Here is a 9,785-nt window from a genome sequence, read left to right as displayed (position 1 = left end):
GAAAACAACGGATTTATGTTGTTAGCGCCAATGGCATTAATAACTGTAGGAATTATTATTTGGGTGCAACGCTCAAGAAATACATCATTAATAGAAGATAACTAGAATATGGAACATATAGAATTATTTTTTAAGTCAATATTTGTAGATAATATGGTATTTGCAACATTCCTTGGAATGTGTTCTTACCTTGCTGTATCTAAAAAAGTTTCTACTGCAGTTGGTTTAGGAGCAGCCGTTATATTTGTAATGGCAATTACCGTTCCCTTAAACTGGTTGTTAGATCAATATATATTACAAGAAGGAGCCTTAAAATGGCTTGGTGAAGAATACGCAACGTACGATTTAAGTTTTCTTTCATTTATTATGTTTATTGCAACTATTGCAACAATGGTGCAATTAGTTGAAATTATTGTAGAAAAATTTGCTCCTGCACTGTACAACTCTTTAGGTATATTTTTACCTTTAATTGCGGTAAACTGTGCTATTTTAGGAGGATCGTTATTTATGCAATCAAGAGAAATTGCTTCTTTAGATTTGGCATTTAATTATGGAATTAGTTCAGGTATAGGATTCTTTTTAGCAATCTTAACAATTGCTGCTATTCGTGAAAAAATTAGATATTCAAATATTCCTGCTCCACTTAGGGGTTTAGGAATTACATTTATTATAACAGGTTTAATGGCAATTGGATTTATGAGTTTTGGAGGAATGTTAACTGGAGGAGATGATGAGGCAACTACAGAAGAAACTGCAATAGTAACTCCTTCTGAAAATAACAGCATTGATATTAGCAAAGAAGAAGCTATTGAATTAGCCAATAACGAAAAAGAAATTATAGAGTAATGATGATATTAGCAACAAATACCTTAGGTACAATTGTAGCAACTGTAATCGCGTTTTTAGTTTTAACACTATTATTAGTTGCTCTATTATTATATGTAAAACAAAAATTATCTCCTTCTGGCCCTGTAAAAATTACAATTAATGGTGAAAAAGAAATTGAAGTAGGTTCTGGTGATACATTATTAACAACTTTAAGTGCAGCAAAAATATTTTTACCTTCTGCCTGTGGTGGTGGTGGAACTTGTATTCAATGCGAGTGTCACGTGCTTTCTGGTGGTGGAGAAGCTTTACCAACCGAGACACCTCACTTTACGCGTAAAGAATTAAAAGACGGAGCGCGTTTAGCATGTCAGGTTAAAGTAAAACAGGATATGAATATTACTATTCCTGAAGAAGTTTTCGGAATTAAAAAATGGGAAGCAACTGTTGTAAGAAATTATAATGTAGCATCTTTTATTAAGGAATTTGTTGTTGAAATTCCAGAAGACATGGGCTATAAAGCAGGTGGATATATTCAAATTGAAATTCCAGAATGTGAAGTGGATTTTAAAGATATGGACATTACTGCACATCCTGAAGAACACGAAACTCCAGATAAATTTCAAGTTGAATGGGATAAATTCGGTTTATGGGATTTAAAAATGAAAAATACTGAGTTGGTTGAACGTGCATATTCAATGGCTTCTTATCCTGCAGAAGGAAGAGAAATTATGTTGAATGTTCGTATTGCAACACCGCCTTGGGATAGAACTAAAAATGGTTGGATGACTGTAAATCCTGGTATTGCTTCTTCCTATATTTTCAATTGTAAAAAAGGAGATAAAGTAACAATTTCCGGTCCTTATGGTGAGTTCTTTATAAACGAATCTGATGCTGAAATGTTATATGTTGGTGGTGGTGCTGGTATGGCTCCAATGCGCTCACATTTATACCATTTATTCAAAACCTTAAAAACTGGTAGAAAAGTAACGTATTGGTACGGTGGACGTTCTAAACGCGAATTATTCTACTTAGAGCATTTTTACGAATTAGAAAAAGAGTTTCCTAACTTCAAATTCTACTTAGTATTATCTGAGCCAGCTCCTGAAGACAATTGGGTGAATAAAAAAGATGCAGATGATCCAAAAGGTGATGGATTTACTGGATTTGTGCATCAATCTGTAATAGATGAATATTTATCTAAACACGAATCTCCAGAAGACTTAGAATTGTATTTCTGTGGACCTCCATTAATGAATAAAGCAGTTCAAAAAATGGGTGAAGATTTCGGTTTAGCTGATGAAAATATCAGATTTGATGATTTTGGAGGGTAATAGCGATTATTATACAAAGTCGAAATCGGTCATTGAGCTAGAGTTGAAATGACGTCTAATTAATAATTAAAAACATACTAATTTTAAAAAATCCGGTACATTTGTATCGGATTTTTTATTCAACCTAACAGGTTCATAAAACTGTTAGGTTTGCTTTTAGCACAAAAAAAGTAATCATAACATGAGCAGACCACTTTCAACTCAAGAACAACTTAACTTAGCAATGAATATTGTTGGAAAAGATTTAGAAGCCAAAGGCTACGAATTTTTAGCGGTTAACAGCCAATTAAAAAGAAACCCTCAATTTGTGTGTGTTGATAAAAATAACCAACGTTATTTTGTTATTGTAAAAACAGGACCTATTAATGAATTAGGCATTACCTATGATGCGAATTGGATGGAAACCTTTAAAGTACATGCAAGAAAAAACAACGCCAAAGTAATATTTGCAGGAATTGGCTTAGGTGCTAAAAACGATATTAAAACACCTCCATTGTTAAATAAAGAATATGCTTTACAATATGATGGCTTACATTATTTAGAGGTTGCTTTGAATTAATAATGTAACCTTCTTAAAGCAATGCAATTAATAAAATTTGTAAACATACGCCATAAAAAAAGCACGCCAATGGCGTGCTTTTTAAAGTATCTAATTACTTTCTTAGTTTACTTTTTGCTCTAAAAGATCAAAGAATTGCTCTAATTGTGGCATTAAAACAATACGAGTTCTTCTATTTCTAGCTCTACCTTCAACAGTATCGTTTGTTTCTAATGGTTTGTACTCACTTCTTCCTGCAGCAATTAAACGCTCAGGAACAATATTAAAGTCATTTTGAAGTACTCTAATCACAGAAGTTGCACGTTTAACACTCAAGTCCCAGTTATCTTTAATACCTGCTGTACTAATTGGTTTGTTGTCTGTGTAACCTTCAACCATAACTTCAAGATTCTTTTGTGCAGCAATTACATCAGCAACTTTACCTAACACTCTTTTTGCATCAGAAGAAATTGTTGCGCTTCCACTTTTAAATAATAACTTATCTGCAATAGAAATATAAACAACTGTTTTCTCAACATCAACCTGAATGTCTTCATCGTTAAATCCATCTTTTAACACACTTTTCAATTGGAAACCTAATGCTAAATTAATAGAATCTTTACGAGTCATTGCTTTCTGAACATGTTGTATATATTCATCTTTTTTACCCATTTGAGCTAATGTCTCCTTAATATTATCGGAAGCAGATTTAGATAATACCGTTAAATTGTCAACATACTCCAACGTTTTTTCTTTGTCACTTCTTAAATCTTTAACTTGTTGCTCTAAAGAAGAAACTCTACTTTCACTTTCAATTCTACATTTCATTAAATCAGCTTTTGTATCAACCAATTCTTGATTTTTAGAATTAAAATTACCCTCCAATTCTGTGTACTTTTTTTTAGATACACAAGAACTTAACACTACTGATATTACTAATACCAATACAAAACTTTTTTTCATAATTAAAACGATTTTAAGATATCAAAGTTAAAAAAAATAAAATTTATTTTAGCATAAAATCACTTATTTTAGGATGAATTTATGAGTTTTTTATATACTATATTTGTAAAGTCAAATTTTAGCCTCTTTTGTATGAAGAATTACCTGTTTATTATCACTTTAATTTTTATTGTAGCTTGTAAAGACAAGCAACCTAAGTTAGAAGTTTTACAAGGAAACGCAATTGGAACTACCTATTCTATAAAATATTTAAGTCCGACAGATAGTAATTTCGAATTAAAAATTGACAGTATTATTAAAGCTGTAAACACATCAACCTCAACTTATATTCCAAGTTCCGATATTTCAAAAATAAACCACGGAGACACTACAATTATTGTTGATGACATTTTTGAAGAAGTTTTTAAAAAATCTGAAAAAATATATAATGAAACAAATGGAGATTTCGACCCAACAGTAGGAGTTCTAGTAAATGCCTGGGGATTTGGTCCTGGAGCTAAAATTAACGAATTAGATTCGCTTAAAATACATTCACTCTTAAAGTTTGTTGGTTTTAATAAAGTAAGCCTTTTAAATAAAAAAGTAACAAAATTATATCCAGAAATTTATGTTGATTTTAATGCTATTGGTAAAGGATATTTAGTAGATCTTATAGCAAGACAATTTGAGGCTGCCAGTATTTATAATTATATGGTAGAAATTGGCGGTGAAATTAGAGTGAGAGGCAAAAATCAGAAAGATGAATTTTGGAAAATAGCTATTGAAAACCCAAATGAAGATGGCACGCGTTCATTTGCTACTATTATTCAATTAAAAGATGAAGCCATGGCAACTTCTGGAAATTACAGAAAATACCGTACTACTACTAACGGTAAAAAATATGTACATACAATTAATGCAAAAACAGGATATGCCAGCGAAAGCAACTTATTAAGTGCGTCTGTAATATCTAAGGGAGATTGTGCCGATGTTGATGGTTATGCAACAGCATTTATGGCGATGGGATTAGATAAATCCATCGCATTTTTAAAAAAACACAACGAATTAAAGGCGTTTTTAATTTATGCTGACGAGGATGGTGAAATAAAAACATTCGCTTCTGCAAATTTTGAAAACTAAATTCTATTTAGTACAAACCGGTAAAATTTCACCTTTTACCAAACAGTATTTTGTAATCAATTCAGGTGAAAGGGTTTTGGAATAATCAACCTCACTTACTGTAAAATCAGCATTTCTCAATCGATTAAAATAATCTTTTCCATATACTCGAACGTGATCATATTGTCCAAAGTGTTTTTTTCTTTCCTCTTTTGAAGTAATTGAAAAATCTTCATAAGTTTCATCCAGACTCAAATCCTGAGGAATTTGAAAAACACCTAAACCTCCTGGTTTTAAAACGCGGTACAATTCACTCATAGCTTTTACATCATCTACAATATGCTCTAATACATGATTGCAAAAAACCACATCAAACGAATTTTCTTCAAAAGGTAAATCGCAAATATCTGCTTTTACATCTGCAATTGGAGAATACAAATCAGCCGTAATATAATCTAGGTTTGGTTGTTCTTTAAAACGCTTTAAAAAGCATTGTTCTGGTGCAATGTGCAGTACTTTTTTTTGTTCTGTAAAAAAATCTGTTTCATTTTTTAAATACAACCATAACAATCTATGGCGTTCTAAAGAAAGTGTGCTTGGAGAAAGTGCATTTGTACGTTGTGCTCCATAGCCATAAGGCAACATTTTTCTAAAACTTTTACCATCAATAGGATCTTTAAAAGTTGTTCCTTTAAATAAAAATGAAACTAATGGAGTAACCCAATAACTAATTTTAATTAGCACTGGACGTGGCACAGCATTCAAAAAAAATTTAAAAATTTTAGTTAACATCTAGTTGATTTACCTTTAAAACAAGCTATTCTTAGAGTTTAAAATATATTACAAAACCAATGGTGTTGCTCTAAATTCATCTTCTTCGTTACTTTCAATCCCTAATGCCTGGTACACATATTTAAATGTAGAAAGTAATTCTGGTTTTCCATTTACAATAGCAACATCGTGCTCAAAGTGAGCACTTGGTTTGTTATCTTTTGTTAAAATAGTCCAACCATCGTTTAATTGATTAATTCTATGGGTTCCTAAATTTATCATTGGTTCTATAGCAACAACCATTCCTTCAATGAATTTTTTCCCTCTTCCTCTTTTTCCATAATTAGGCATTTCTGGATCTTCGTGCATCGATCTTCCCAATCCGTGACCAACCAATTCTCTCACAACGCCATATCCTCTTTTTTCACAATAATTTTGAATTGCGAAACCAACATCTCCTACTCTATTTCCAACTTTAAACTCTCTTATACCAGCGTATAAACTTTCTTTTGTTACTTGCAACAATTTTTTAATTTCCGGAGCTACTTCGCCAACCTCAAAAGTATACGCGTGGTCTCCGTAAAATCCGTTTTTTAAAACACCACAATCTATTGAAATTATATCTCCTTCTTCTAAAGGTTTATCATTAGGTATTCCGTGTACAACTTGAGCATTTGGACTCATACAAAGTGTGTTTGGGAAATCATACAAACCTAAAAATCCCGGAATTCCGCCATTATCTCTAATAAACTCTTCCGCTAATTTATCTAAAAACAACGTTGTAACTCCAGGTTTCACTTCTTTAGCTAATAATCCTAAAGTTTTAGACACAATTAATGCACTTTGTCGCATTAATTCTATTTCTTCTCGTGTTTTAATAAGTATCATTTCAATTTTATATTAATTTTTGCAAAGGTAAATCAAAAAAAGAAAATATACAGATTGAGTTGCAAATATAAACAAATTGAATAAAATGTAAAAAAAGTGACATTTGACAGGCTTTTTTTATTATATCCTTAGTAAATTTACGGCATCATTTTTAATAATATATTATGTATAAAGCGGTATCTGCTGAAGAAGCGGTAAAAGTTATAAAATCTAACGATAGAGTATATATTCAGGCAGCAGCCTCAGCATCTCAAATATTAATTAATGCGATGTCTGCAAGACATGAAGAATTAAGAGATGTAGAAGTTTGCCATTTACATATTGAAGGCGATGCTCCTTATGCAGATCCAAAATACAAAGATAGTTTTCATGTAAATTCACTTTTTATAGGTAAAAATGTGCGTCATACTCTAAAAGCAGGAAATGGATCATATACACCCGTATTTTTGAGTGAAGTACCAAATTTATTCAAAAAAAATGTGTTGCCTGTTGACGTTGCATTAATACAAGTTTCTACACCCGATAAACATGGATATTGCTCATTAGGTGTTTCTGTTGAAGCAATTTTAGCCGTAATTGCAAATGCAAAACATGTAATTGCTCATATAAATGATCAAATGCCAAGAGTTCATGGAGAAGGTTTAATTCATATTTCAGAATTAAATACTTTTGTAGAAGAAAGCGCTCCTATTCACGAGTTTCATATGCCAATTCCATCTAAAATAGAATGTACTATAGGCGATTATATTGCGGAATTAATTGAAGATAGAAGTACTTTACAAATGGGAATTGGCTCTATTCCAAATGCGGTACTAACGCGTTTAGGGAATCATAAAGATTTAGGGTTACACACCGAAATGTTTTCTGATGGAGTAATTGATTTAATTTTAAAAGATGTAATAAACGGAAATTACAAAGGAATAAATGCAGGTAGAGCTTTAACAACATTTTTAGGCGGTTCTAAACGTTTGTATGATTATGTAGATGACAATCCATTTATTGAAATGCGTTCGTGTGATTATACCAATAGTGTTTCTAATATTCGCCAAAACCCTAGAATGGTAGCAATTAATTCTGCTATTCAGGTAGATTTAACTGGGCAAGTTTGTGCAGATTCAATTGGAGCAAATATGTTTTCTGGTGTTGGTGGACAAATGGATTTTATTAGAGGAGCTTCTTTAAGTGACGGCGGAAAAGCAATTATTGCATTACCATCTGTAACCAATAAAGGGATTAGTAGAATTGTTCCTTTTTTAAATAAAGGAGCAGGAGTTGTTACTACAAGATCTCACGTACATTATATAGTTACTGAGTATGGAGTTGCAAATTTATATGGAAAAACTATTGACCAGCGTGTTGCTGAATTAATAAAAATTTCTCACCCAGATTTTAGAGAAAGTATGGAGCGAGAATATTTTGAAGCTACAAGTTAGTAATTGATTAACATACAATTTTTAAGAAAAACTCTTAAACTAGCTTTAAGAATAGCGGACCTTAAAAATCCGCTATTTTTTTGTTTTTATAATACTCTTAAAAATCAAAATACCAATTAAAAACATCGGTTTTTAAACCAAATGAAATCCACGTAGTATTAGAACTTTCAAAATCTGATGCAGGTGTCACTGGCTCAAAATTTCTAAAAGTAATTCCTGCAAATAATTTTAAATTTGTTGCTGGGTTTACCAAATATCCAACTTGTAAATCGGCAATTGCTATCGAAGCTTCGTTACCTTGCCCTATTTTGTTTCCATAATCTGAAACTCTATCATCGTTATCTCTATAAATATTTCCTCCGTAGCTAAAATTGTCTGAAGTTGAATTAAAATCAAATCCTTTTTTCCCAATTACAATTTTAGAATTTGCAAACCATCTGTTTTTTGAATACCTGGCAATAAAAATAGTTTCATTAAAATTTGAACCCCATAAATGCGCTAATGGCTGGTTGTTATGTCCAAAATTATAATTTAATTCATCATGTGAATACGTATAAGGTTTTACTGCATTGTGTTCAATTTGAAAAAATAAATTTTCAACTTTAAAAGCATTGTAGAATTTAACTCCAATTTGAAGTCCGTTTTTGTTTCCCCACCAACCATTTGAACTTGTAACCTCAGAAATTCTAAATTCATCAATTAAAAATTGAGAATATAACGCCATGTTTTTATGTTTGTACTTTAAACTTAACCCTATCAAGGTATTTCCAGCTCTGGATCCTGCTCCAAATTCTGCTGCTGTATAAAAAATTAATGGATTTAGATAATTCATATCAAATCCTCTATCATTTGTTGTATCCCAAATTACGGTTTCAAAAAGACCAATATTTATTTTTCTGGAAACATTCCAACTTAAATAATGTATTGCCATAAACTTCTTTTTATAAGCTCCATCAACTGTTAATTCTGGCCTTACATCTTGCATAGACATCCATAAATTTGTGTACTTAATTTTCCAAAAACTGGTGTTTATTTTAAAATAAGGATATGGTGAAGCAACATCTGATAAAAATAAAGAGCGATACCCATCACCAATAAAATTTTTCCCAGTTCCAAACTGAAAATTAAAATAGTTACTTGGTGTATAAGACATATATGCTTCCGCAATAGGGTAATCGTATGCGTCTGACTTAAAGTCTTTTGCAATTCCTCTACCTGGAATAATTGCTGGGTTTCCACCATCTGGTTTTATAGACTCAGCGTATGTATTAAAATAGTTTGCAAAACGCCCTTGACTTTCATAAAAACTTGTTGAAAAATTAAGATTTTTTCCAAGTCCACCATTTATTTGAACACCTCTTGTATTGTTAAACGTATTAATATCTTCACTATCTCTCCCAACCTGTAAATCAACAATTGGGTCTATTGTAAACCAAAAATCCTTGCCTTTTACGTTTGCCATGTGTTCATTTAACAATTTTCGTCCAAACCAAGTGGTTTTAGGTTTTATTAGATTATTTTTTTGAGAATCTAAATCAATAAAGGCATTAACTTCATTATAAACATAGGGTTTTATGGAAGTATGTGTGTTTTCAGCTTGATTTAAATAATAATTATAAACATTATATTCTGAACTTGTTATAGGAATATTTAAAGCACTTGTATGTTCTGGGAAGAAGCTTTTTTCAGTTAAAATTTCTAATGGGGTTGGCTTTTCCAGAACTTCAATCTTTTTAACTTCTTGCGCAACAACCTCATCAATATGTTTATTATTTTCTAAAGGAATTACCAATGGAAATATAAATTGCATTTCTATAGCATGATTATTGAATTTTGCGGGTGTTATTTTAGGAAGCGTTTTAAAAACACGTTCCACTTCCGTTTTTAATTCTTTATACGGTGAATTTACATACAACACTTTAAAATTTCCAGTTG

General features: G+C 31.3%; 9 protein-coding genes and 1 pseudogene. 6 read left to right on the top strand and 4 right to left on the bottom strand.

Annotated features, from left to right (window positions below):
* The 4 genes and pseudogenes from AB1Z17_RS05960 to AB1Z17_RS05945 all read left to right on the top strand — a co-directional run.
* A pseudogene (locus tag AB1Z17_RS05960) lies at window positions 1–105 on the top strand (NADH:ubiquinone reductase (Na(+)-transporting) subunit D); the annotation flags it as partial.
* Between the two features lie 3 nt (window positions 106–108).
* The gene (nqrE, locus tag AB1Z17_RS05955) at window positions 109–846 is read left to right on the top strand and encodes an NADH:ubiquinone reductase (Na(+)-transporting) subunit E (RefSeq protein WP_368050881.1); all 738 of its coding nucleotides are present in this window, start codon (window positions 109–111) and stop codon (window positions 844–846) included.
* Window positions 847–848: 2 nt separating this feature from the next.
* Window positions 849–2,159 (top strand): NADH:ubiquinone reductase (Na(+)-transporting) subunit F, encoded by a 1,311-nt coding sequence (gene nqrF, locus AB1Z17_RS05950; RefSeq protein ID WP_368050882.1) that lies wholly within the window; start codon window positions 849–851, stop codon window positions 2,157–2,159.
* Window positions 2,160–2,340: 181 nt separating this feature from the next.
* Complete coding sequence (locus AB1Z17_RS05945; protein WP_368050880.1) at window positions 2,341–2,718, top strand: Na(+)-translocating NADH-quinone reductase subunit F; 378 nt, start codon at window positions 2,341–2,343, stop codon at window positions 2,716–2,718.
* 102 nt (window positions 2,719–2,820) lie between these two features.
* On the opposite strand, the gene AB1Z17_RS05940 is transcribed toward AB1Z17_RS05945, so the two are convergent.
* On the bottom strand, window positions 2,821–3,660 hold the full coding sequence (locus AB1Z17_RS05940; RefSeq protein WP_368050879.1) for a flagellar motor protein MotB: 840 nt from the start codon (window positions 3,658–3,660) through the stop codon (window positions 2,821–2,823).
* A gap of 132 nt (window positions 3,661–3,792) precedes the next feature.
* On the opposite strand from AB1Z17_RS05940, the gene AB1Z17_RS05935 reads away from it, so the two are divergent.
* Window positions 3,793–4,779, top strand: coding sequence for an FAD:protein FMN transferase (locus AB1Z17_RS05935; protein ID WP_368050878.1), 987 nt, complete (start codon window positions 3,793–3,795; stop codon window positions 4,777–4,779).
* A 3-nt stretch (window positions 4,780–4,782) separates the two neighbouring features.
* On the opposite strand, the gene AB1Z17_RS05930 is transcribed toward AB1Z17_RS05935, so the two are convergent.
* Both AB1Z17_RS05930 and map read right to left on the bottom strand, forming a co-directional pair.
* Window positions 4,783–5,550, bottom strand: coding sequence for a class I SAM-dependent methyltransferase (locus tag AB1Z17_RS05930; RefSeq protein WP_368050876.1), 768 nt, complete (start codon window positions 5,548–5,550; stop codon window positions 4,783–4,785).
* Between the two features lie 48 nt (window positions 5,551–5,598).
* Window positions 5,599–6,417 carry a type I methionyl aminopeptidase gene (gene map / locus AB1Z17_RS05925; protein WP_368050875.1) on the bottom strand — a complete coding sequence of 273 codons (819 nt, stop codon included), beginning with the start codon at window positions 6,415–6,417 and terminating at the stop codon, window positions 5,599–5,601.
* A 164-nt stretch (window positions 6,418–6,581) separates the two neighbouring features.
* Here map and AB1Z17_RS05920 point away from each other — a divergent pair, with 164 nt between their 5' ends.
* Complete coding sequence (locus tag AB1Z17_RS05920) at window positions 6,582–7,850, top strand: acetyl-CoA hydrolase/transferase family protein (protein WP_368050874.1); 1,269 nt, start codon at window positions 6,582–6,584, stop codon at window positions 7,848–7,850.
* Between the two features lie 97 nt (window positions 7,851–7,947).
* On the opposite strand, the gene AB1Z17_RS05915 is transcribed toward AB1Z17_RS05920, so the two are convergent.
* Window positions 7,948–9,785 (bottom strand): gliding motility protein RemB (locus AB1Z17_RS05915; RefSeq protein WP_368050873.1); only part of this gene is annotated, 1,838 nt, incomplete at its 5' end.

The sequence above is a fragment of the Lutibacter sp. genome (genome assembly GCF_040883305.1).
Classification (GTDB): Bacteria; Bacteroidota; Bacteroidia; order Flavobacteriales; family Flavobacteriaceae; genus Lutibacter.
This window is presented reverse-complemented; position numbering and strand designations above follow the sequence as displayed.